Annotated in this window: 20 protein-coding genes; 6 read left to right on the top strand and 14 right to left on the bottom strand. The window is 36.9% G+C overall.

All coding sequences use genetic code 11. The features are described 5' to 3' along the window. The first annotated feature begins 287 nt into the window (after positions 1-287). Positions 288-725, top strand: coding sequence for a YueI family protein (locus LD272_RS05270; protein ID WP_226035548.1), 438 nt, complete (start codon positions 288-290; stop codon positions 723-725). Positions 726-1,140: 415 nt separating this feature from the next. Continuing rightward, a complete protein-coding gene (locus LD272_RS05265; protein ID WP_226035547.1) occupies positions 1,141-2,157 on the top strand; it encodes an aldo/keto reductase in 1,017 nt (338 codons plus the stop codon). A gap of 56 nt (positions 2,158-2,213) precedes the next feature. Here the strand turns inward: LD272_RS05265 and LD272_RS05260 are convergent, their stop codons facing one another. The 8 genes from LD272_RS05260 to LD272_RS05225 form a co-directional block, all read right to left on the bottom strand. Next, positions 2,214-3,407 (bottom strand): aminotransferase-like domain-containing protein, encoded by a 1,194-nt coding sequence (locus tag LD272_RS05260; protein ID WP_226035546.1) that lies wholly within the window; start codon positions 3,405-3,407, stop codon positions 2,214-2,216. A gap of 186 nt (positions 3,408-3,593) precedes the next feature. Beyond that, positions 3,594-4,340 (bottom strand): amino acid ABC transporter ATP-binding protein, encoded by a 747-nt coding sequence (locus LD272_RS05255; RefSeq protein ID WP_226035545.1) that lies wholly within the window; start codon positions 4,338-4,340, stop codon positions 3,594-3,596. 20 nt (positions 4,341-4,360) lie between these two features. After that, a complete protein-coding gene (locus LD272_RS05250; protein WP_226035544.1) occupies positions 4,361-5,062 on the bottom strand; it encodes an amino acid ABC transporter permease in 702 nt (233 codons plus the stop codon). Beyond that, entirely contained in the window at positions 5,049-5,861 is an 813-nt protein-coding gene (locus LD272_RS05245; protein ID WP_226035543.1) for an amino acid ABC transporter substrate-binding protein, read from the bottom strand. Before LD272_RS05245 ends, LD272_RS05250 begins: the two co-directional genes overlap by 14 nt. Positions 5,862-6,058: 197 nt before the next feature. Then, positions 6,059-9,499 (bottom strand): hypothetical protein, encoded by a 3,441-nt coding sequence (locus LD272_RS05240; protein ID WP_226035542.1) that lies wholly within the window; start codon positions 9,497-9,499, stop codon positions 6,059-6,061. Between the two features lie 340 nt (positions 9,500-9,839). Beyond that, complete coding sequence (locus LD272_RS05235; RefSeq protein WP_226035541.1) at positions 9,840-10,634, bottom strand: ABC transporter ATP-binding protein; 795 nt, start codon at positions 10,632-10,634, stop codon at positions 9,840-9,842. 4 nt (positions 10,635-10,638) lie between these two features. Next, on the bottom strand, positions 10,639-11,622 hold the full coding sequence (locus LD272_RS05230) for an ABC transporter permease (protein WP_226035540.1): 984 nt from the start codon (positions 11,620-11,622) through the stop codon (positions 10,639-10,641). Positions 11,623-11,699: 77 nt separating this feature from the next. Then, positions 11,700-12,752: an ABC transporter substrate-binding protein gene (locus LD272_RS05225; RefSeq protein WP_226035539.1), complete on the bottom strand. Its 1,053-nt coding sequence runs from the start codon at positions 12,750-12,752 to the stop codon at positions 11,700-11,702. 236 nt (positions 12,753-12,988) lie between these two features. Here LD272_RS05225 and LD272_RS05220 point away from each other — a divergent pair, with 236 nt between their 5' ends. Next, positions 12,989-14,104: an NAD(P)/FAD-dependent oxidoreductase gene (locus LD272_RS05220; protein WP_226035538.1), complete on the top strand. Its 1,116-nt coding sequence runs from the start codon at positions 12,989-12,991 to the stop codon at positions 14,102-14,104. 125 nt (positions 14,105-14,229) lie between these two features. Here the strand turns inward: LD272_RS05220 and ilvD are convergent, their stop codons facing one another. After that, positions 14,230-15,909: a dihydroxy-acid dehydratase gene (ilvD, locus tag LD272_RS05215; protein ID WP_226035537.1), complete on the bottom strand. Its 1,680-nt coding sequence runs from the start codon at positions 15,907-15,909 to the stop codon at positions 14,230-14,232. Between the two features lie 272 nt (positions 15,910-16,181). Here ilvD and LD272_RS05210 point away from each other — a divergent pair, with 272 nt between their 5' ends. Then, entirely contained in the window at positions 16,182-16,730 is a 549-nt protein-coding gene (locus tag LD272_RS05210; protein WP_226035536.1) for an HD domain-containing protein, read from the top strand. Positions 16,731-16,852: 122 nt separating this feature from the next. Next, a complete protein-coding gene (locus LD272_RS05205) occupies positions 16,853-17,422 on the top strand; it encodes a M15 family metallopeptidase (RefSeq protein ID WP_226035535.1) in 570 nt (189 codons plus the stop codon). Positions 17,423-17,488: 66 nt separating this feature from the next. Here LD272_RS05205 and LD272_RS05200 read toward each other — a convergent pair whose 3' ends face one another. From LD272_RS05200 to LD272_RS05180, 5 genes are all read right to left on the bottom strand, one after another. Then, complete coding sequence (locus tag LD272_RS05200) at positions 17,489-18,490, bottom strand: NAD(P)/FAD-dependent oxidoreductase (protein WP_226035534.1); 1,002 nt, start codon at positions 18,488-18,490, stop codon at positions 17,489-17,491. A gap of 39 nt (positions 18,491-18,529) precedes the next feature. Next, on the bottom strand, positions 18,530-19,489 hold the full coding sequence (locus LD272_RS05195; protein ID WP_226035533.1) for an ABC transporter substrate-binding protein: 960 nt from the start codon (positions 19,487-19,489) through the stop codon (positions 18,530-18,532). A 17-nt stretch (positions 19,490-19,506) separates the two neighbouring features. Then, positions 19,507-20,520, bottom strand: a complete 1,014-nt coding sequence (locus LD272_RS05190) for a FecCD family ABC transporter permease (RefSeq protein WP_226035532.1) — start codon at positions 20,518-20,520, stop codon at positions 19,507-19,509. Continuing rightward, the gene (locus tag LD272_RS05185) at positions 20,520-21,563 is read right to left on the bottom strand and encodes a FecCD family ABC transporter permease (RefSeq protein WP_226035531.1); all 1,044 of its coding nucleotides are present in this window, start codon (positions 21,561-21,563) and stop codon (positions 20,520-20,522) included. The genes LD272_RS05190 and LD272_RS05185 overlap by 1 nt, the downstream gene beginning before the upstream one ends. Before the next feature lie 219 nt (positions 21,564-21,782). Further along, positions 21,783-21,995, bottom strand: a complete 213-nt coding sequence (locus LD272_RS05180; protein ID WP_226035530.1) for a hypothetical protein — start codon at positions 21,993-21,995, stop codon at positions 21,783-21,785. A 120-nt stretch (positions 21,996-22,115) separates the two neighbouring features. Here LD272_RS05180 and pepT point away from each other — a divergent pair, with 120 nt between their 5' ends. Beyond that, entirely contained in the window at positions 22,116-23,348 is a 1,233-nt protein-coding gene (gene pepT / locus LD272_RS05175) for a peptidase T (RefSeq protein WP_226035529.1), read from the top strand. The last annotated feature ends 451 nt before the right edge of the window (positions 23,349-23,799 follow it).

The raw sequence follows: 23,799 nt of genomic DNA, 5'->3' as shown, positions 1-23,799 counted from the left end.
CCTATCTATATCAACTCCTTAGCATCCAATTTCATTCAGCTCTCTGGGTTTTGGGATCATTATCTAGTCGGCAGTTCCCTTAACTCTTTATACTTTGTGAATGTGAGAGACTAAAGGAACGGACTTCCATGCACAAAACGGTTTGCTTTATACTATGATTGGACTGAACAAGCTATGCTAAAGGAGCTAAGTAAAATTACTTTTTCTTTTTTCTTTATTTAAGATAATTTATAATAATCATCATAGAGAACGATATAATAAGTTTATAAAGTCAGGGAGTGTTACTTTTGAAAAAAAATGATGTTGATGATTATTTACAGGAAGGAATATATGGCTCTAGAGAAATAAATCCATCCGAGCGAAAATTGTTTTTAGGAACATTCAGAGAAAGGGTTGTGCTAGCACTTACGAAAGCACAGGTCATGCAAGGCCAAGGAAAAACTGAAGTTGAACAACTAATGAGAGAAAACCCTAAATCGAGACTACTTTTGAACGGAAATGTTAGTATCCGATTTTTCAAACCATATAAGAAGTTAGCATCTAAACATAATATTCGATATACATCTGTAAAAAATCGGGATGCAAAATCAGACTATGGCATTGTACTAACTCTTGATTATGCAGTTGATAAAGAAGATATATTTATTGTAGAAAAAAACAAAAAAGAAGATATCAAAAAGAAAAAGCCTTCATTAATAAGTAGATTATTTGGCAAGTCGGATTAAGAAGTAATTCGTTATTGATGCATTTGCAATCCCAACAGTAGGTACTTATGGTGTACAATGAATGCGATCACGTTAAAAACGATGCAGAATCCTTATCTAATCACATAAAGGAATATGCTGTTCGCCATTTCCTATGGTACAGTAAGTACCTTGATTGGCTATTTTCTCTTATAAAATACAGTAAGCCGTCTAATTAATCGTTTTATTTGGAGAGTGGTCTTTCTTTTCATATTTACATAAAAGTTTTATAATGTAAGCAAATTAACTCTTACATTATGCTTCCTGAACACTTCTTCTCAAATTATGAAAACGCTGTCAATTCATGCAAGCGAAACTTTTATACAAGAGTTTGCTTGGGTTGTTATAGAATTTTTGTCACGATGTAATAAAAATCTATATGGAGGAGTGAGTATCGATGGAATTTCGTTATTTAGGAAAAACAGGATTAAGTGTAAGTGAACTTTGTCTTGGTACAATGACGTTGGGAAGAGAAACGAGTGAAGATGATAGTTACAATATTTTAGACCGTTATATTGCCGAAGGTGGTAACTTCATTGATACAGCAGATGTGTATAGTCGCGGAGGTTCAGAGGAGATTGTTGGTAATTGGTTTAAAAATCAAAAAAGAAATGATTTTGTTTTAGCGACAAAAGTACGATTTCCAATGGGAGAAGGACCAAACGATTTAGGTTTAAGTCGAAAACACATTATTAAAGGAATAAAAGAAAGCTTGCGTCGCTTGAAAACTGATTATATTGACCTTTACCAAGTTCATGCTTGGGATCCAAGAACACCACTCGAAGAGACATTAAGTACACTGAATGACTTAGTACGAGAAGGTCTTGTCCGTTACATTGGTGCAAGTAACTTTAAAGGATGGCAGTTGCAAAAGGCTATTGATATGAGTCGCGAAAAAGGGTGGGAGCAATTTTCCTGTTTGCAACCTCAATATAACTTACTTTGTCGTGCAACCGAATATGAGTTAATTGATGTGTGTGTAAATGAGGGGTTAGGCGTTATTCCGTGGAGCCCACTTCGGGGTGGTTGGCTAACCGGTAAATTCACACGAGATATGCAAGGACCACCAGAAAATACCCGTATTGGCGTTGCCAAAGAAAAAGGATATAGTGAAACGTGGGACATGTACAACAATGAGTTCACTTGGAATTTAATAGATGAACTAAAAAGCGTTGCCGAAGAAGCAGGAAAAACACCTGCACAGGCTGCAATTAATTGGTTACTGCAACAATCAGGGGTGACTGCACCTATTATCGGTGCACGAACAATCGAACAATTGGAAGCAAACTTAGGTGCTGCTGGATGGTCATTATCAACTGCACAGGTAGATCGTTTAAATAAAGCTAGTGCGCTATTTGTAAGCTACCCCTATGATCAATCAGCAATTGACCAAAGAAATAAAGGACGTGAATAAAGAATCAAAAAGGATTAACTGTGATACAGTTAATCCTTTTTGATTCTAAATCTTGTTTAAACAATAGTTTCATATTGGTTTTCATTAATGACAGAAACTAAACGCTCCATACCTTCTTTTATAAGGTCTGGTGTCGCATTTGTGAAATTAAGCCGCATGGTGTTCTCCTGAGGGTTTGAAACATAAAACGGTGCTCCAGGAACAAAAGCTACACCTTTGTCTACTGCTTTCTTTAGTAATTCTGTGGTATTTACATCGCTTGGCATGCTAACCCAGAAAAACATCCCGCCTTTTGGAACCATATACGACAACTGGTCATTTTTCACACTATCTAATATACCCTTCATCACTAGCATTCTCTCATAATAGGTTTGTCTTATCATTTGAATATGTTGATCAAGATTAAAATCATTCAACAAATGAACTAGAGCATGTTGGCTAATCGAATTAGTATGCAAATCTGTAGCTTGTTTTGCTTGGGCCATTAATCTGATAATCTGATGCGGACCTACAATCCATCCAATTCGCATAGCTGGAACAACTGTCTTCGAAAATGTACTTGTGTACATTACAAATTTATTATTATCCATTGAAGCTATTGATGGCGGGGAATCTTCTTGATCAAATTGTATATCACCATAAGGATCATCTTCAAAAATAACAACGTGATATTTCTGGGCTAGCTTTAGTAGCTTTTTCCTTCTTTCCAAAGACCAAACTTTACCACCTGGATTTGAATAAGTCGGAACAACATATATACACTTTGGTTTAAAACGAATAATTTTTTCCTCTAAATCCTCTTCAATCATTCCGTCCTCGTCTGCATCCACCGGAATTATTCGAGCCTCATAAGAGTCAAACACCTGTAGTGCTGCCAAGTAAGTAGGATTCTCTGTAAGAATGATGTCACCCGGATTAAACATTATTCGCGAAAACAAATCAATTGCCTGTTGAGAACCTGATGTGACTAAAATATCCTCTGGACTACGATGTATATTTTTGTTAGCCATCCGCTCAGATAACTTTTCACGCAGCTCCATTACACCTTCCGTTTCTCCGTACTGAAGAGCTTTATTACCTGATGTAATCGCCTTATCAAATGCCTGGCGAACAGCTTCTACTGGAAATAAACTCTCATCTGGCAAACCACCAGCAAAAGAGATTACATCACCTTGATTAACAACTTTTAAAATATCACGTACTGCTGATGACTTCATGTAACGGACACGCTGTGAAAAACCATATTTCACGATGTTTCCCACCTTTTCTGTTTTATCTGATATCGTTCTTATATTTTGAAAAGTCAGATATTTTTAAATGTTTATATATTATAACATTATTGACTGACATTACAAGGGATTAATTAACGATAATTAATTTCCTCAACTACAAAAAAAGCCGCCTGACCCATGATAGGATCAGGCGGCTTTCTTGTATTAAGGATTGAGTATTCGTTCTAGGAATTGTTGTGTTCTCTTTTCCTTTGGTGATTTTAGGACTGCTTCAGGAGGACCCTGTTCGACAATTTGTCCTTCATCCATAAAAATCACTTGATTAGACACTTGTTCTGCAAATTTTAATTCATGAGTAACGATTACCATCGTCCAACCTTCATTCGCTAAATCCTTGATCACCTTTAATACTTCCCCTACTAGTTCTGGATCAAGTGCTGAAGTTGGCTCATCAAATAACATTAACTCAGGCTCAATCGCTAGTGCTCTGGCTATACCAACTCGTTGTTGCTGTCCACCAGAAAGCTGGTGCGGATAAAGATTCATTTTATCTGCTAATCCTACTTTATCTAATAAATTCTCTGCAAGAGCGAGTACTTCGCTTTTAGGTCTTTTCTGAACAATCAAAGGTCCCTCAGTAACATTTTCTAATGCTGTTTTATGAGGGAATAGATTATAGGATTGAAAGACCATTCCAGATCTACGTCGTAAGCTTGTCACTTCTTTTTTTGATGGCTCTTTACCAAAGTCAACTTGTACTCCATCGTGAAACGCAAATTTCCCTTTGTTTGGCATTTCCAATACATTTAAACACCGAAGCAATGTCGTTTTTCCCGAACCTGAAGGGCCAATAATAGTTAATATATTACCTTTCTCTATCTCTAAATCTATGTCTTTTAGCACCTCTAACTCCCCAAATGCTTTTGTTAATCCTTCCACTGTTAAAAACACAAGCTTCCTCCCTCCTAAAATTAATTAGAAATATGACGTTCTAACCGGCGCTCAATTCTATCTTGAATAATCGATAGTACAAAACAAATAATCCAATATAATAATGCTGCTTCTAAATACAACAACATAAAATCATACGTCCTAGCTGCAATTTCTTGAGCTTTTCGAAATAATTCAGTAACTAAAATTAAAGAGGCAAGTGACGTATCTTTTACTAAGCTAATAAATGTATTGGATAACGGGGGGATAGATACTCTAGAAGCTTGTGGTAAAACGATCCGCCTTAGTGCTTGCCAATAACTCATACCAATCGTATGACTTGCTTCCCACTGCCCCTTTGGAATAGAAAGAATAGATGCCCGGATAATCTCAGATGCATATGCCCCCACATTTAATGTAAAAGCAATTATCGCACTAGGAAATGGATCAATCGTTAAACCTATGCTGCCCAAACCGAAAAAAACAATTGAAAGCTGCACAAGTAAAGGTGTCCCTCGTACAGCTGAAACAAGCATTCTAGCAGGTATTGTAAAATACTTGCGATTAGAAAGGCGCATAATTGCTAAAAGCAAGGCTAGAGCTAATCCTAGTGTAAATGAAATTAAAGTAAGAGGAATCGTATATTTGATTCCTCCTTGAATCATTGGCCAAAGGGAGTTTTTGAATAACTCCCATCCTCCCATATCAGCCGTTATTGTCATTATAATATTACTCTGAAACATCTTCACCAAACCACTTTTCTGAAATTTCCGCTAATTTTCCATCTTCTTTCATAGCTTCTAGCTGTTCATTAACAGCTTCGATTAACTCTTCATTACCTTTATTAAATGCAAATGCTGTTTCTGATACATCTTCCTCTCGTGCTGAAATCTTCACACCAGAGTCAGGTTGTTGATTAATGTAATCAAGGACAGCTAACCGATCATTTACAGTGACGTCAACTCGACCTTGCTTAATTAATTCAATTGATTGGGCAAGACCTTCTACTCCCTCTAACTCAGCACCATTCTCTTTTGCGATAGCACCGAAATTACTTGTTAATGATTGTGCTGATGTCTTACCTTCTAAATCCTCAAACGAAGTAATATCACTATTATCTTCTGGTACTACTATTACTGCTGCTGATACAGTATATGGCAGGGAAAAGTCATAGTTTTCTAATCGATCCGGATTAATACCTACTTGGTTAGCAATTAAGTCAAAACGCTCTGCGTTTAATCCAGCAAACATTGAATCCCATTGCGTTTCCTCAAAATTGACTTTTAGTCCCATGCGATCTGCTACTTCTCTAATCACTTCTACATCATAACCAGTTAGCTCATCCTCTTCATTATGGAATGTGAACGGAGCATAAGTACCTTCTGTTCCTACTGAAATAACTCCCTCTTCCATGATTTTGTCATATTGAGAATCTCCTGCCTCCGCGCTATCTCCATCTGTAGATTCTTCATCATTATTCGTTCCACATGCAGTTAAAACTAATATAAGACCAAGCATTAATAGCCATATTGCTTTTTTCATAGTAAAACCCCCAGTAAGTTTATCGGAATTAATTCCAAATTGATTATAACCTTGAACGATATTATTTGTAAAATAAATAGATTTACGTATTTATATAGTTTCCAAAGAAAGATGAACTATTAGTTGTTTTTTCGGAAAAACGAAAAAAAGCATTCCCCAGAGGAAATGCAATCTTTTCATTTTACTTACCTTCCCTTCTAATCCCATTCTTTTAAAGAAGATAAAAATTGTTTGAGCTTTCTTTTCATTTTTCCTTCGTTATTTTTTGGTCGTTGTTTTCTCCACTCATGATAACTTGCAATTCCAATCAGTGTGGAGCCAGCAATCAGCAAATAACCCCACCACGGCATATTACCCCAGTATGACTTTGTTTGGTACATAACATTAAATACTAGAACACCAATTCCTACAAAGAAGTATGCTTTAATTCTATATTGCATACCAATAACAATAGAAAAAAGCGATAAGCCTCCGATAACAATTGCATCCCATACTGTTTGACTCTCTATCGCATCGATCACTAAGTATCCAGTGACTAAAAGTAAAACAATTAGTTGTATTTTTCCCATTAGCTTCTTGTAGCCCTTCCAAGTTTGTAAGCTTAAAAAGATTGAAATACCTAGGATTGGCAAAACAGTTATTTCTGCCTTAATTAAGTCTGGAATCCATGCTTGATACTCTTTTAATAGTAAGAGATAAGCAGGAATGATGCCGAGTACCCCTAGAGTTTTAAAAATTAATTTTAATAGTAAATTATTTAGTCGGTTAACTTGACCAAAAAACCAGACTGTTAAAAGCAGTATCGGTGTTATTTGAACGATTATATTGTCTTGTTCGCTAATAAATGAGATTGAATAAACTAGATAAAATACAGCAACAATAGAATACCAATCTACGTAACTCTTATCTTTTTGTAGATTATATAATTTTTCAAACAGATAATACCCAGCGATCAAGTGCACAAAGTAGCTAACAATACAAACAAAGTAAAGCGTTATAGAATCAAATAAATACCGCTCCTGTTCCCACATGACAAAAGTTAGAGCTAATGGAATAATGGTGAATGTATAATAGTTTCGCTTGTGTAAAAAATACAAATTATATACTACATATCCTAAAATAGAGAACAATTCTATTAAAGGGAACATTTGTCGTTCCATTATAACTATATATAAACCTACTAGAGAAAATGGAATGATATACCATTCCATTCGAGTACGCCAGGTCTGGTTAACAAACATCCAACTAACGGCCATTACAACGCTAGCTATTACCCATAGATAAGGAGAGGGCATTTGTTTTAAAAGGTTGAAATAATCAACTACCATTGTCAGTAGTATCGGTACTAATGTCATAGCTGCATATAAGAAACCTTTGATTTGCCATTCTTTTGCCTTGATAATCGTACTATATACATAGACCACTAGTGGAATAAATAGAACTAATGGATTTATCCTGCTGCCAAAAATAGAATCAACAATAACAACGATAATTAGTAAGAATAGAATTAGTTGGGCAAACCAGAAAAAGTAGTGTCTAAGCTCCTTGACCTTCCTTCCAACGAAAGTCTCTATCACTAAAAGAATTACCGGACCGAACATTAAATATAGAATAGTCGCTTGCAGAGTATCAAAAGGCAAAGGACTAAGTAATGATCCAAAAAATGCAAAGGATGTAATTGCAACTAACAACCAAAACATTACTTGTTTGGACCGGATGACCAACCAAATACACACAAATATACCAACAAATAATAATAATGGCCTAACGATATTCGCATCAATCGAACTAAAGCTTAGCATCACTAGCAGCCCATAAAGGTATGCAAATTGTCCTGTATAAAAGCTTGCATTTGAAAGCCCCGATTTTTTAATTCGACTCCATCCCTGACTAATTGCCAATAAAATCAGACCTGTGACTCCATAATGAAATGGCAGATTGAAGTAAGTTTGATAGTCCGTTACTATACTAGTAAGTTTCGGGTAAATAATCAGCAGCGCAACTAGTATGCTGATAGCATGGACCCATTCTGCTATTTTCCTTTCCCTGCCTTGACTAGTTACCATAGTGACAACAAAAGCAACTAGTGAAAATAAGATTAATAATAATGAAGCCTTTATATAATCCATTAATAAGACACCATAAACGATAGATACAACCATTAAGATTATGGATAAATAGTAGCTACTTTTCTTGATCGGGTGTAAGTATTTATTATTATTAAACACTCCTACTACCAGGAATAGCACTACACCATAGATAAACATGAACATATCTGGATTATCTATCTTGAACCAATGATTGGTAGATTCCCATAACTGATAGCCAGTAACAATTATAAAAAAAGAAGCTAGGTACTTGAATAGGTTGTAATATGTCAGATATGCTAAAAACGCATAGTTTAGTGCGATAAGCACATAAGACGCGAGCAATAAGAGACTAGGTTCGTCAGCTTTTAATAGGATTCCCTGGTAACTGACATAAATAAACGCGAAGAATGAGATTAATCCACTCGTAAAACGAAACATCCGCTTCAAATAGTTATTATTTCTAACCACATAAGCGAAGCATATATAAACTAGTCCTACTAGAGAATAAATGACGAAATCAATGTTTTCTAATCTAGTGTGATCAACTAGTTGATAGACTCCATATGCAAATAAGACAGAAAAGACAAAATGGTACTCTTTTGTGTTATATACATAGACCATTGCTATATAAATGGCTGCAGTTAGTAATAAGTTAAAACTATAGAAAACTGCTTGATTATAAATGAATAACATCAATAATGTTGAGATTACTAAATTCAACTGCGAATAGGCTGGCAGTTCCTTTAAAAAGATAGTAAATCTTTGATTAGTTCTAACTAGATGATAAATATATAACAATATCGCATTAAATATCATAATTAATAGATAAAATGCGTCGATAGACACTCCTGTAGAAGCTATCAAGAAGGCTACAGTAAAAGACAAAAACAGATAAGAAATCCAAACGAATAATCGGGAATTATGTTTAATTGCACTTCTTACATATAGCGGAAGTGGAATTAATGTTCCTATCAGCCCTAGATAATATCTCCCTTCACCTGTTAATGAAAGATAACTACCAAACAACTCAAAGTATCCAATTGCTACGATAACAATAGGAATTAATAAACTACCTAGAGTCAAAAAAGCAAATGCGGTTTTTTCAATTTTTAAAAATTTAGATGAAATTCCGCTTAGCATTAGAAAGATTATAGCAACACATGAAATAGCAAACACTCTGAGTCCCGGCCCCATTTGTTCCCAATTACTAGTTGCTAGCACCAGACCACCAATAAGCATCAGAACAACACCTAAAATAAGGGACCAGCTAATGTTTCGTTCACGGATTTGTTCCATGGATAATTGTTTCTTCCTCTTCTCTTTTTTAGGCTGTGACTGTTTCTTTATTTCTACGTTTGATACAACCTCGTTCTTCCCATCTAATAAAAACTCTGCCTGACTCGTTTCCTTTTTTCGTCTTACTAGTAATTTTTGATAAGATTTTAGAAGAAATTGGTAGTCTTTATCGTTTATATAATTAAACCTATTTAGCTCCTCAAATTCTTTTCTGACTAATTGCTCTCGTTCTTCTTGAGATAAATCCCCCACAAAATTCCCCCCTTAACCCTGAGATAGCATTAGTATCTAATTTGACAATTACTGATTAATTACCTGCTTTTTTATCGATTAACTTAGTTTTATAAGAAAAGCTAAAGTCGCGCCTTGGTCACCCTAGGGCAATAAGTCGAGCCTCTATGTGGTGCTTTTTGCCACAAAGAGGCTTGACTTAAGACCTCAGGCGAGGACATTCGAAATAAGGAAACCGCTTATTTCCGGGTAGGCGCTGGAGCTAGACATTGAAGCGCAAAATTTTATCCTTTCTTACCTTAAAAAAATGACCAATTGATTATAATAATAATCAATTGGTCATTAATATGTTGTTAATAAATTATCCCAAAACAGCGCGGTCATTTACTAATTGTTCTCCTCGGATTCGCTTGAATTCATGAAGTAGCTTTTCAATGGTAAGGTTCTGTTTTTCAATACCTGAGACATCAAAAATAATTTGTCCTTTATCCATCATAACCAAGCGATTTCCTAAATCTAATGCTTGTTGCATATTGTGAGTAACCATTAATGTTGTTAAATGAAACCTATCTACCACATCACCTGTTAGCTTTGTAATTAACTCCGCCCTAGAAGGATCAAGTGCTGCTGTATGTTCATCTAAAAGCAATATATTAGGTTCAGTAAAAGTAGCCATCAGTAACGACAGAGCTTGCCTTTCACCTCCAGATAAAAGACCAACTTTAGCATTTAATCTATCTTCTAAACCTAGATTAAGTGTAAGCAGATATTCCCGAAACAACTCTCTACGTTTCTTGTTAACACCTATTCGGAGCATCCGTTTTTTATTTCTTGCATATGCCATTGCTAAATTCTCTTCAATTGTCATCGACGGAGCAGTTCCAGCCATTGGATCCTGAAACACTCTCCCTATATAGTTTGACCGCCTAAATTCAGGTAAAGGAGTAACATTTTTATCATCAATTTTGACTGTTCCAATGTCCGGTTTTAAACTACCTGAAATGACATTCATTAGAGTCGATTTTCCGGCACCATTACTACCAATTACCGTAACAAAATCTCCTTTTTCAAGCGTTAAATCTATATCTTGTAGTGCTTTTTTTTCATCAGGTGTATCCTCATTAAATGTTAACGATATATCATTTAAATGTAGCACAGTCCTATGCCTCCTTTGCCTTGTTGTTTAGTGCTAATTGTTTTCGATAACGGCGTTTTTGTTCTTTTCTTGCTGAAATCATTCTAGGTGCAACTAATGCAATTATAACTAACGAGGCAGTGATAAATTTCATATCTCCTGTTTCAAGAAAATCGACCCGAAGAGCGAGTGTTACTACAATTCGATAGACGATCGCTCCACCAATAACAGCTAGAGTCGTTCTTGCAATTGTTTTCTTTCCAAATAGTGCTTCACCGATAATAACAGAAGCAAGTCCAATAACAATCATTCCGATTCCCATACTTAAATCAGCGAAACCACCATATTGGCTAACTAATGCTCCTGATAAAGCTACCAAACTATTCGAAATTCCTAGTCCAGTTATTTTTAAGTTATCGGTATTTGCTGATAAACTTCGAATCATTTTTTCGTTATCACCAGTTGCACGGAGTGCCAAACCAACTTCAGTTCTTAAATAGAAATCCGTCATTAGCTTAACGATAATTGTTACGATAATCATTAAGATAAGAACAGACCACGTACTTGGTAATCTCTCCGCTCCCATTACTCCGACCAAACCATTTAACGCCTGATCTATCCCTACTTTCTCCCAGAATGACTCTATTGAGTTAAATATTGTTGATTCATTTAATAGAGGTAAATTTGGACGTCCCATTATTCGCAAGTTAATCGAATAAAGAGCAATCATCATTAAAATTCCGGATAATAAGGGGTTGATTTTTCCTTTTGTGTTTAAAATCCCAGTTATACTTCCGGCGATAAAACCTGCAATTGCTGCCAATAACGTTGCTAGAATTGGAGGAACACCATTAATTATTGAAATAGCTGCAACGGCTCCACCTGTTACAAAACTTCCATCTACAGTTAAATCCGGGAAGTCTAATACACGAAACGACAGGTAAACTCCAAGCGCCATTAATGCATAAATAATGCCTGATTCAACAGCTCCGAACATTGATATAAACATGATGCATTTCTCTCCTTCTGCAAGTGAAAAGAAAACCGACAATTAAACCTTAAAAGGATAATGTCGGTTTATATTTCCTATTCTAAAAATTGTGCTTCTTCATCCCATTCAGTATTCCATTCAATACTCTGTTCTTCTGCTGCATCTTTATTAAGGAACAACTGCATAGTAGGTGGGATTTCTACTGGAATGTCCGCAGTTGTCTTATCTCCGGTTAACACTTCAACAGCCATTTCACCTGCACGGTATCCAATTGTATGATAGTCAATTCCAAATGTAGCGAAGCCACCTTTTTGAAGTGATTCCGTCTCACCAACAATTAAAGGAACTTCTTGTTCATTAGCAACTCCGATAACCGTTTCAAGAGCAGAAACAACGGTATTATCCGTAACAATATAAAAAACATCTGCTTCACCAACTAATGTCGTAGCGGCTTGTTGAACATCAGCTGAAGTTGCTACTGTACGTTCGACAGTACTTAAGCTAGTACCTTCAACCGCTGCGTTTACTGCATCAATTTGCGCTACCGAGTTAGCTTCACCAGCATTATAGATAAGTCCAACTTTTGCACCTTCAAAATAAGTATCAATGAAGTTAATCGTGTTTTTAATCGCATCTGGGTGAAGATCAACAACCCCAGTTATATTTTCACCTGGTTGATCCATCGCTTCTACTAATCCACCCGCAACAGCATCAGTTACAGACGTAAAGATAATTGGTATATCGTCTGTTGCTTGTAATGCACCTTGGGCACTAGGCGTTGAATTTGCGAAAATCAAGTCTACATTATCTGCAACAAAGTTGTTTGCGATAACACTAGCGTTATTTGGATCATTTTGTGCACTTTGATAATCAAATTCCACCTCTAAACCAGCATCAGTAAAGGCATCCTGGAAACCTTGGTAGGCAGCATCAAGTGAAGGATGCTCAACAATTTGTGTCGCACCTATTTTATAAACAGTTTCTTCTTCAGCTTGTTGATCTTGAGCCGCTTCATCTTCAGCTTGCTCCTGTTCTGTTGGTTCCGCTTCGGAGTCATTTGTTGTTTCATCATCTGAACCACAAGCTACTAGTACTAAAGAAAAAATAATTGCTAATCCCAAAAAATATAACCACTTTTTCAATTGCATTTTAGTTATTCCCCCCGCATTCCATCTTTTTAAATATTCTAAAGATTTGAAGAATATTATAACACATAATTAATCGGCCGGGTACATCTTTATGCAAAAGTTTTTATGGGATTATCATCCAAGTAAAATAACCTAGTTCCTTTCTCTTGTTTAAGTAAAATTTCTATAGCAAAATATATAAAGGAATAGCGGATAAACTATGTTTAAATCAACTAAGGGGTTGGAGTGTAATACATATGCAAAAAGTTATTGTTATTGGTGCGGGTGTACTAGGTGCATCGACCGCCTATCACTTAGCGAAATCTGGAGCAAACGTTGTAATGATAGATAGAAAAGATACTGGTCAAGCCACTGATGCCGCAGCTGGAATCGTCTGTCCTTGGCTATCCCAACGCAGAAATAAAGCATGGTATAAGTTGGCCAAAAATGGAGCCCGTTATTATCCAAGTTTAATTAACATGCTAGAAACGGAAGGCGAAACAGAAACTGGCTATGCAAAAGTTGGAGCAATCAGCATTCGTAAAGAAGAAGCTAAATTAGATGCTATGGTAGAAAGAGCAACTAAAAGAAGAGTAGATGCTCCAGAAATAGGAGAAATTACAAAGCTAGATTCTAACGAGACCAAAGATTTATTCCCCCCTTTAGCAGAAGGGTATGGAGCTGTTCACGTTAGTGGCGCTGCTCGTGTTGATGGACGTTTACTACGTAATGCCATGCAGAGTGCCGCTATCAAATTGGGTGCTAGCTTCATTAAAGGTAATGCTGAGATTGAATTTAGCAATAATAAAGTTACCGGAGTAGCTGTAGACGGTAAAATTATCCATTCAGATACTGTTATTGTTACAACTGGAGTTTGGGCAAGGGACCTGTTAAAGCCACTTGGTGTAACTTTTGCTGTTGAGCCTCAAAAGGCCCAGATTGTTCACCTACAACTACCGAATCAGGACACAAGTAAATGGCCGGTTGTTATGCCACCGAGCGATCAATATCTACTAGCTTTTGATGACAGCCGTGTCGTCGTAGGTGCAACACATGAAAACAATGTAGGACTAGATTACCGAGTTACACCTGGAGGACTAAATGAAATATTTGAAAAAGCATTACAGGTTGCTCCCGGATTAGCAAACAGTACATTTTTAGAAACAAGAGTAGGGTTTCGTCCATCTACACCTGGATTTCTGCCAGTTATTGGTCCAATACCAACTTATGACGGAATCTTAGTAGCTAACGGGCTAGGTTCCTCCGGTCTAACTACAGGTCCCTATCTTGGAGCAGAGTTAGCGAAGATAGCGCTCGGAAATGAAACCGAAATAGACCTAGAACTTTATCCGGTGAGTGGTGCACTACAATAACAGAACAAAAGCGCTGGACGTGGCTAACTTAGTAATTAATTATCCACAGCTGTCCATTTTATAATTTCCTAGACAACAGGAAAATCCCCCCTGAAAATCTTGATTTCAGGGGGGTTTTTAAATTCTTAATTGAAATAATCAGTAACTGCACCTTTAGATGAGCAGGAAACATTATGAGCGTATTTCCCTAATACACCTTTAGAATATAGTGGAGGAGCTGTCCAATTTTGACGACGCTTTTCTAACTCGGAGTCCTTGACGTCCATCGTAATTTCTTGTAAATCCGAGTCGATAGTAACCTCATCACCCTCTTGTAAAAGCGCAATAGGCCCACCTACTTGTGCTTCTGGGGCTATATGGCCAACTACTAGACCATGTGTACCACCAGAGAAACGACCATCAGTTAATAGAGCAACCTTTTCACCAAGTCCTTTACCAACAAGGATAGCCGAAATGGATAACATCTCTGGCATTCCTGGCCCACCTTTTGGTCCTACATTACGAATTACTAATACGTCACCTTCATTAATTTCATTATTAATAACTGCATTCGTTGCTTCGTCTTCGGTATCATAAACTCGTGCTGGACCGGTATGACGCTTAACCTTTACACCAGAAACTTTTGCAACCGCACCACTTGGAGCTAGGTTACCTTTCAAGATTACCAGTGGTCCATCTTTTCGTTTTGGATTATCAAACGGTAGAATGATATCCTGGCCTTCTTGCAATGAAGGTGCATCAGCCAAGTTTTCAGCAATTGTTTTACCTGTAACTGTTAAACAATCACCGTGTAAATAACCCGCCTCAAACAATAATTTCATAACAGCAGGAACTCCGCCTACATTATGCAAATCCTGCATCACATACTTGCCACTCGGCTTTAAATCAGCAAGATGGGGTACTTTCTTCTGAATACGATTAAAGTCATCGATTGTTAAATCAACATCGATTGAATCTGCGATAGCTAATAAATGAAGGACTGCATTAGTTGAACCACCTAAGGCCATCACAACAGTAATTGCATTTTCAAATGCTTCTTTAGTCATAATATCTTTTGGATAAATACCTTTTTCTAATAATTTATATACCGCTTCTCCGGCTAGATTACAATCTTCTGTTTTAAGGTTTGATTCAGCTGGATTAGAAGAGCTTCCTGGTAAACTCATACCAAGCGCTTCTGCAGCAGACGCCATTGTATTTGCCGTGTACATACCACCACAAGAACCAGCACCTGGACAAGCATGACATTCTATTCCATGAAGCTGTTCATCGTTAATATCACCATTATTGTGTTTACCAACACCTTCAAACACAGAAACAATGTCTAACTTATCGCCTTTATGAAATCCAGGAGCAATTGTACCACCATAAACAAACACAGAAGGTACCTCTGCTTGTCCAATTGCAATCAAACAGCCAGGGATATTTTTATCACAACCGCCAATTGCTACCAGACCATCAAGGTTTTCAGCACCTACTACTGTTTCAATTGAATCTGCAATAACATCTCTACTTGGTAAAGAATAGCGCATTCCTGACGTACCCATTGAAATACCGTCGGAAACAGTAATTGTGTTAAAAATAAGAGGTACTCCTCCAGCTTTTCTCGCACCTTCTTTAGCACTTCTTGCTAAGTCATCAATATGAATATTACAAGGAGTAACTTCACTCCATGTACTAGCTACACCAATCATCGGTTTCTTGAAATCTTCATCTGTTACCCCTACAGCACGTAACATCGCACGGTTTGGGGCTCTTTTTGCATCATCGAACACTTTACTTTTAATTCGTAAATCCTTTTCCATTGTTATTCCTCCTGTCACTCTTTCTAACAACTATAATAGTTTAGTAGAAATAGTTCAATAAATTTGTTAAATTCAGATAGTTTACTTTAGTAAGTATATACCTTTTAAAATGAAATGGCACAACATTTATCACAGTCACGTTCATAGAAGTATGATATATGATATCCCAAACCACTTGCATCATTTTTAGCGTTATGATATTTTATTTAGCAATACTATTTTTAGATTAACTTAAATCAAAGGATTTTTTTATAGAAAAGGAGGTTGAAATAATGAGGAATGTCACCTTAGAGAACCTGTTCACACACCCTATTGCAAAGAAGTATTTAGGTCGATCTGGCATTGCTCATGCCATCACTGTTGCAGAAAAAGCTTTTCACATTGCACAAAAGTCAGGTGTTGATCCAGACCAAGCCGCTAAAGCGGGGCTCTTACATGATATTGGTCATTACACATGGTACCGTAATGGAGAGTGGGATTATCAGTTATATAAAGAAAACGATATTCATGCCATAAAAGGGAGTGCAAGAGCACACAAATTATTAATTCGGTCCGGCGAAGTCCCCCAAGATGCAAAGACAATTGCTTTAGCAATACTGTTACACACAGACTCCTATCTCCCAGATGGTGAGCTACAACTTAATCCGTTACAACGAGTTGTTTCATTAGCTGACGAAGCAGACGAGGAACCTGGCGGGGAGCATCATTATCGAAAGGTTGACCATATAAATGCCCTTGAGAGAATTCAAGGTTTAGATATGTTAATTGATAACTATCTGCGTTCTAACAACCAAAAACATACTAATCTGCGCATTAATTAGTAATCGCGTAATCCTCAAGTTTAACAACTATCAGTCAAATACCACGATATTGCTCAAACTGTAACCCCAACTAAAACATACTCTATATTTCATTGATAGCGCGCCTTTAAGCTATCGATGGTATGCTATTTAGCAAGGGGTGGTACTACTTCGTGAAATTCACTAAATTCCTTTCACTTATCCTAATTATACTAACGATTGCCATTGTACTTTTTCTTTTTAAGTTATTCAGAGCTCCAAGCGATATCCAAACGCCAACTCAGCTGCATCCAGTAGTAGAAAACTACCAAGATGAATTGATTGAACAAGCAAAAGCTAAAGGCATTGATATTATTATTACCGACGATTTCAGAACGATTGAAGTCCAAGACTCCCTATACAAAAGAGGCAGAACAACTGAAGGAAATATTGTGACCAATGTCAAGGGAGGAAATTCCTATCATAATTATGGACTTGCAATTGACTTTGCTCTCAAACTAAATAATGGAGATGTGATATGGGACCTCTCGTATGACGGAAATAATAACGGAGAAGCAGATTGGATGGAGGTCGTAGAAATAGCCAAAGAACTTGGGTTTGAATGGGGTGGAGATTGGAAGAGCTTCAAAGATTATCCTCATCTTCAAATGGACTTTGGTTTAAGTATATGGGAATTAAAACGTGGAAAAAGACCCGAAATCTCTTATGAATAGAAAAATTCGACATTAGTTTTACTAATGTCGAATTTTTTGTTCTAGTTTAATAAACAAGAAGCAAACTTATTTTTGATTTCGATAAATTACCGTGCTATACACTTGTGCATTAGCCTTTGGCTCCATATATTTTTTGGCACTAGTAACTGCTGTAATTGCTTCTGTATAACCTGAAGCAATTAACATTGCTTTGTCTGAATAGAAAGCTGCATCACCTGCTACAAAAATCCCGGCTATATTGGTCGCCATTTTAGAATCTACGATTACCCTGTTCTTTTCTGTATTTGCACCCCAAATTTCAAAAGGAGCACGCTCTAACTTGACTCCATCATAGAATAGCAAATGGTCCACTTCTATTAGTTCGGTATTATCCTTTTCTTTAATAATCACCTGATTAATAAAACCGTCTTCACCTTCAACACTTGCTATGGAGACATTTAGTTTAACTGTTACTTCTGAACGATTTAACTGATTAAGCTCTTCGTCCGTAGCAAATTGAAACGTTTGTCCACTGTTAATCAGATAGACTTCCCTAGCTTTAGACACTAATTTCAGCGCCCATTCGATTCCAATACGATTCGTTGAGGAAATCATCACTTTTTTATTGATGAATTGTTCAAAATTACTCAACGTATAGTGAAGACTACTACCTTCAAAGGAATTCGCATTCTCTATTTTAGGCGCTAGCGTCTCAAAAGCGCCCATTCCGGTAGCAAGGATAATAGTTTTTGAATAATGCTTGTCCCCTTTATGTGAAGAAAGCACAAATGTTCCATCATCAAGTTTGTTTATACTTTCCACCCATTGGTTGCAAACAATCGTAGGATCATGCTTTTTGGCCTGCTCATCCATTTGCTTTACAAGCTTATCTCCTGTTATCCCTGGTAGACCACCAACATCATAAATCCGTTTTTCTGGAAAAAATTGAGCTACTTTACCACCTAGCTCAGCGTGATATTCTATAATCTTAGTTTTCATATCTCGCATTCCACTATAAAAAGCAGCAAACAAACCTGTTGTCCCACCACCAATAATGGTAACGTCATATAAGTCTTGTTTGTCTTCCATCATATAACTCCTTCACTAATTGGGGATGGGTTTTAACTATTAGTTATCAGATAACATTAGATCTACTTGAATGTCTAACTGATCTTCCAATGAAATTGGATCAAAGTAGAAAAATTCATCTATGTCAATTTCATATACATTATTATTCTTAACAGCATCAAGTGACTGCCAAACGGCACTATTTCTAATCTCTTCCGCTCGTTCACTACCACCATCAGCTCCATAAACAGACAAGAAAATATGGTCTCCTGCAACATCAGGCAACGTTTCAAGTGATACCTCTAAAAATGGCTGGTCATCTATCAAATTCTCTTCAACCATTTCTGGTGGAGTAAATTCTAAGACATTATATAAGTTATATCCACCTCTACCCCACTTATTGCCGTAGACATAAATGTTATTTGCCCATATTTCAATTATAGATACAGTTTCATCTTCTCCTACAACACCTGATAATTGTTCTTTTGCTTGTTCACCCTTTTCCTCAAATTGAGTAATCCAATCACTTGCAGCTTGTTCTTTTCCTAGGATATTTCCCAACATTTCCATTTCTTCAATAACATGATGACTTCCGTATTCAATTAAAACAGTTGGCGCTACTTTTTTTAACTGCTCATAAGACTGTTCATCTGAAGCGATAATTAAATCTGGATCCAACTCAATTACCGACTCAATAGAAACTGGATCACCTATGTTTTCAATGCCTTCTATTTGATCTTGAATAAATGGGTTGTCTAATTCCGTTGGCAATGTACCTAATGGTTTTTTATCTAACGCTAACAGATGACCAACATAGTACATAGAAACAATTTTCTCCGGGTTTGCCGGCACTTCCACTTCACCTAGGTCGTGTTCCACAGTTCTAGTACCTTCTGACTCTTCTGTTGATTCAGACTGATCATCTTGCTCTGTCTCTTGTGTGTCATTATTACCACCACAACCTACAAGAATAGTCGCCATGATGATTGAAACTAATAAATATAAAAGTGTTTTATTCATTTTTATTTTTCCTCCATTTAATTTGTTTTTATAAGCAAATAGATAAAGTATGGTGCGCCTAAAGCAGAAACAACTATTCCGACTGGTATTTCTGATGGAGCCAATAAGTTTTTTCCAATTATATCAGCTACGACAAGTAGCAATGCTCCCATTAATGCTGATCCCGGAATTAAAAATTGGTGCTTCGGCCCTATTATTCTTCGCACCAGATGTGGTGCAATTAGTCCGAGAAATGTGATATTTCCAGCGACAGAAACACTGGCTCCAGCAAGTGCAACAGCAATAAGTAACAAAAGTCCTCTTTCTTTTTCGACATGAATACCTAAGCTTGAAGCTATTTCATCACCCATATGTAATATGTTTAAGGAAGGTGCTTTTATCATTGTTAACGGTATTAAAATAATAATCCAAGGCAGGATTGCCAACACATATGACCAATCCGTTCCCCAAATACTCCCCGATAACCATGTAATAGCCTCTGTAAAATCCTGGGGGTCCATTTTCAGCTGAAATATGATTAATATTGCATTAAAGCCAGCATTGACTCCTATTCCAACGAGTATTAACCGGACCGGAGATACGCCATCTTTCCATGCAAATAAGTAAATGATGACAGCGGCTAAAATTGCTCCAAATAAGGCTGCAATTGGTAATAGATAGTTTGAAGATATTGCTAAATTAATAGTTTGAAAAAAGAATATAAATAAAACAACAGCTAAACCAGCACCAGCATTTATTCCCAAAATTCCGGATTCAGCTATTTCATTCTTCGTAATCGATTGTAGGATTGCTCCTGAAACCGCTAATCCCGCCCCAACTAGGATAGCAATAACTATTCGGGGTAACCGGAACTCAAACAGTATCAATTGATGTTTGTCTGTCCCATTGCCTAATAGGGTCTGGATTACATCCTTAGGCCCCATTGTCGATGCACCTGTATTTAAAGAAAAGAAAAACGCAATAACGATTAGGGTTACTACAATAACGATGAAAATCCAAGGTCTTTTTTTGATTGTATCTGCAAGTCCCATTAGGCATTTCCCCCTTTACGAGCTAAATAAAGAAAGAAAGGAACGCCAATAACTGCCGTAATAGCCCCTACCGGTGTTTCAAATGGCGGATTTAACATCCTAGCTCCGATGTCGGCAAGGACGAGTAGTATTGCACCAAGTATCGAAGCACACGGAATAACCCACCTGTAGTCCGTTCCAACCAGGAACCTAGTAATATGCGGGATAACAAGTCCAATAAATCCGATTGCGCCTGCGACAGAGACTGATGCACCAGTTAGAAGCATAACAACGATGATTGCTAATCCCTTAACAAAGAACGTTCGCTGCCCCAATCCTTTTGCAACATCTTCACCAAGGTTTAATACTGTAATGGAGTGCGCTAGAATAAAAGCAATTCCTAGCCCAATAATGCCTACTGGTAATAAAAGCTTGATACTTATCCACTGGGTACCAACCAATCCACCCGCATACCAAAAACTCATATTCTGAGCAACCTGATTATAAATTGCAATTCCCGATGCAAGTGAACTCAGTAGCGCCCCAACTGCGATTCCGGCTAGCGCTAACTTAACTGGTGTCAAGCCACCTTTTGCAAGTGCCCCAATTCCAAATACAAGTATCGTTCCGAGTCCAGCACCAAGAAATGCCCAGAACATGATCATCGAATAGCCTGTGGTTGGGAAAAATGAGAACACTATTGCTAGCGCGAATGCTGCACCATCCGTTATCCCCATGATCGAAGGTGCCGCGAGAGGGTTTCTTGTAATTCCCTGCAGGAGCGCACCTGATACAGCCAAAAACGCACCTACTAACGCTCCCGATATAGCTCTTGGTAAGCGCACTTCTTGAATAATTTGATGGGATGTTAATTCTGAATTAAACTGAAAAATTGCCGACCACACTGTCTTGAAATCTATTTCGGAAGCACCAAGTGAAACTGATGCACCTAATGCTAAAAATAATGCTATTGTACCACCGAATAAAATCACACTAGCAAAGATAGGACGATTCTCAGGCTGCGAGTTTATCTCTCGATCTTTATGTTTTTTTGCATTAGCCATACAATCCGATCCTTTACTATAGTTAAATTATTCACTCGTTTATTAATTTTCTCACTTCGTCCATAATACCAAACCATAAATGAGAACCGTTATCATTATAAGTGATAGTAATCATCATGCCAAGTATTTTAATTAAATAACACCTAAAGTAATAATTATAACTATACCATAATAGACAAAAGAGGCATTAGTTACAAGCCAATGCCTCCCTTTAACTACCTATAGATTATTATTTATTTGCTCAATTTCTTCATCTGCAAAATGCTCATTTGCCTTTTCAATTTCTTTGTGCTCATTGACTGAATCACCTGCATACTGATCCACTGTATGATATGGAAGTTCAGAATCTAACTCCGTTTTAATACCAATTCCTTCGGAGGAGTTTTCTTTCGTTTTGTTTTTAAAAGTCCGATTTAAATTTTTCCCTTTCATAGTTAATCACCTCAACATTAGTTTTAACTTATCAATAAGTTTTGATTCATTTTATATCGTGTTATCGTTTCTAACTTATGCTAAGATAATTTCATAATCGTGAAATGGAGATGAAGTGAAATGAAAGAGGAAATGATTGACCGATTCACTACATATGTCAAAATAGACACGCAATCCAATGAAAATAATGAGTCCTGCCCCTCTACCCCAGGACAATGGACACTAGCTAACAAATTAGTAGAAGAATTAAACGAGATTGGTATGGAAGACGTAAGCGTTGATGAGTTTGGATATGTTTTTGCGACCCTTCCTTCCAACACAGATAAACATGTATCTACTATTGGATTCCTAGCCCATATCGACACCGCGACCGATTTCACTGGGACTAATGTTAAACCACAATTAATTGATACGTATAACGGTGAAGACATCATTTTAAATGAAACACCTCACGTTGTCTTATCTCCAAAAAATAATCCGGAGCTAAAAAATTACAAAGGACATACCCTGATTACAACAGATGGAACTACATTGTTGGGAGCAGATAACAAAGCAGGAATCGCTGAAATAATGACTGCGATGGTTTACCTACTTAAACACCCAGAAATTAAACACGGTAAGGTTAGAGTAGCTTTTACACCTGATGAGGAGATTGGACGAGGACCACATAAATTCGATGTCAGAGCATTTGATGCGGCATTTGCCTATACAGTTGATGGCGGTCCACTAGGAGAACTTCAACACGAAAGCTTTAATGCTGCCGCAGCAAAAGTAACATTTAAAGGCAACAATGTACATCCTGGAACAGCAAAGAATAAGATGATTAACTCAAGTAAACTAGCAATGAAATTTCACAATCAATTACCTGAAGAAGAGGCACCTGAGTTTACAGAGGAATACGAGGGGTTTTATCACCTACTTTCTATCGATGGTGACGTTGAAGAAACAAGTCTTTATTATATTATTAGAGATCATGACCGGGAAAAATTCAATGCCAAGAAGTCAAATATAGAAAAACTTGTGAACGATTATGCTGAGCAATACGGTCAAAAAAATATTATTCTTGAAATGAAGGATCAGTATTACAACATGGGAGAAAAAATAGAACCGGTTAAGCACATTGTTGATATCGCATTTCAAGCAATGGAAAACTTAAATATCAAACCACTTGTTAAACCAATACGCGGTGGTACTGACGGTTCTCAGTTATCTTTTATGGGAATGCCAACACCTAATATTTTTACTGGCGGAGAGAACTTCCATGGCAAATACGAATTTATCTCGGTAGATAACATGGAAAAAGCCGTCTACACAATAGTAGAAATTATTAGCTTATTTGAACACCAAGCTTAATGATTACTCGCACGACTAATTACTTTACAATTGGTCGTGTTTTTTTATTTAATTCAGGCAGAACAAAAGCGAAGGCGCCTTGCTCACCACCGACAAGCTTAAGACAAGCCTCGGCGTGGCGTTCTTTTCCACAGAGAGGATTGACTTAAGACCTCGAGGTGGTAGGCGCCGGAGCTGGATGTGGCTAACTTAATAATCAATTATCCACAGCAGTCCATTTTATAATTTCCTCACTAGTGTTGCATTAAAAGATAACGACAATGTCAAGTGTTCATTTAATTCAATTAAATGGAAATTATGGGAGATTATAGTATTCATTAAATCAAAAAAACCCTTATAATTAGTGGCAGAAGGTACTAAGTCCTGTCCAAATCCTAATTATAAGGAGTTCACATGGACAATAATAACACAAAATCTGTTTTTAAAGAATACCTTCATCCAATTGATGATC

This window comes from Aquibacillus saliphilus (assembly GCF_020404745.1).
Taxonomy (GTDB): domain Bacteria; phylum Bacillota; class Bacilli; order Bacillales; family Amphibacillaceae; genus Aquibacillus; species Aquibacillus saliphilus.
Note: the sequence above shows the minus strand (reverse complement) of the source record. Positions and strands in the feature narration are given on the sequence as shown.

What these genes read in the sequence shown, in the direction of transcription:
- LD272_RS05265 (WP_226035547.1), top strand. Translation starts at nt 1,141, where the DNA reads ATGGAATTTCGTTATTTAGGAAAAACAGGATTAAGTGTAAGTGAACTT.
- LD272_RS05250 (WP_226035544.1), bottom strand. Translation starts at nt 5,062, where the DNA reads ATGTTTCAGAGTAATATTATAATGACAATAACGGCTGATATGGGAGGA.
- LD272_RS05245 (WP_226035543.1), bottom strand. Translation starts at nt 5,861, where the DNA reads ATGAAAAAAGCAATATGGCTATTAATGCTTGGTCTTATATTAGTTTTA.
- LD272_RS05230 (WP_226035540.1), bottom strand. Translation starts at nt 11,622, where the DNA reads ATGTTTATATCAATGTTCGGAGCTGTTGAATCAGGCATTATTTATGCA.
- LD272_RS05225 (WP_226035539.1), bottom strand. Translation starts at nt 12,752, where the DNA reads ATGCAATTGAAAAAGTGGTTATATTTTTTGGGATTAGCAATTATTTTT.
- LD272_RS05220 (WP_226035538.1), top strand. Translation starts at nt 12,989, where the DNA reads ATGCAAAAAGTTATTGTTATTGGTGCGGGTGTACTAGGTGCATCGACC.
- ilvD (WP_226035537.1), bottom strand. Translation starts at nt 15,909, where the DNA reads ATGGAAAAGGATTTACGAATTAAAAGTAAAGTGTTCGATGATGCAAAA.
- LD272_RS05210 (WP_226035536.1), top strand. Translation starts at nt 16,182, where the DNA reads ATGAGGAATGTCACCTTAGAGAACCTGTTCACACACCCTATTGCAAAG.
- LD272_RS05205 (WP_226035535.1), top strand. Translation starts at nt 16,853, where the DNA reads ATGCTATTTAGCAAGGGGTGGTACTACTTCGTGAAATTCACTAAATTC.
- LD272_RS05200 (WP_226035534.1), bottom strand. Translation starts at nt 18,490, where the DNA reads ATGGAAGACAAACAAGACTTATATGACGTTACCATTATTGGTGGTGGG.
- LD272_RS05195 (WP_226035533.1), bottom strand. Translation starts at nt 19,489, where the DNA reads ATGAATAAAACACTTTTATATTTATTAGTTTCAATCATCATGGCGACT.
- LD272_RS05190 (WP_226035532.1), bottom strand. Translation starts at nt 20,520, where the DNA reads ATGGGACTTGCAGATACAATCAAAAAAAGACCTTGGATTTTCATCGTT.
- LD272_RS05185 (WP_226035531.1), bottom strand. Translation starts at nt 21,563, where the DNA reads ATGGCTAATGCAAAAAAACATAAAGATCGAGAGATAAACTCGCAGCCT.
- LD272_RS05180 (WP_226035530.1), bottom strand. Translation starts at nt 21,995, where the DNA reads ATGAAAGGGAAAAATTTAAATCGGACTTTTAAAAACAAAACGAAAGAA.
- pepT (WP_226035529.1), top strand. Translation starts at nt 22,116, where the DNA reads ATGAAAGAGGAAATGATTGACCGATTCACTACATATGTCAAAATAGAC.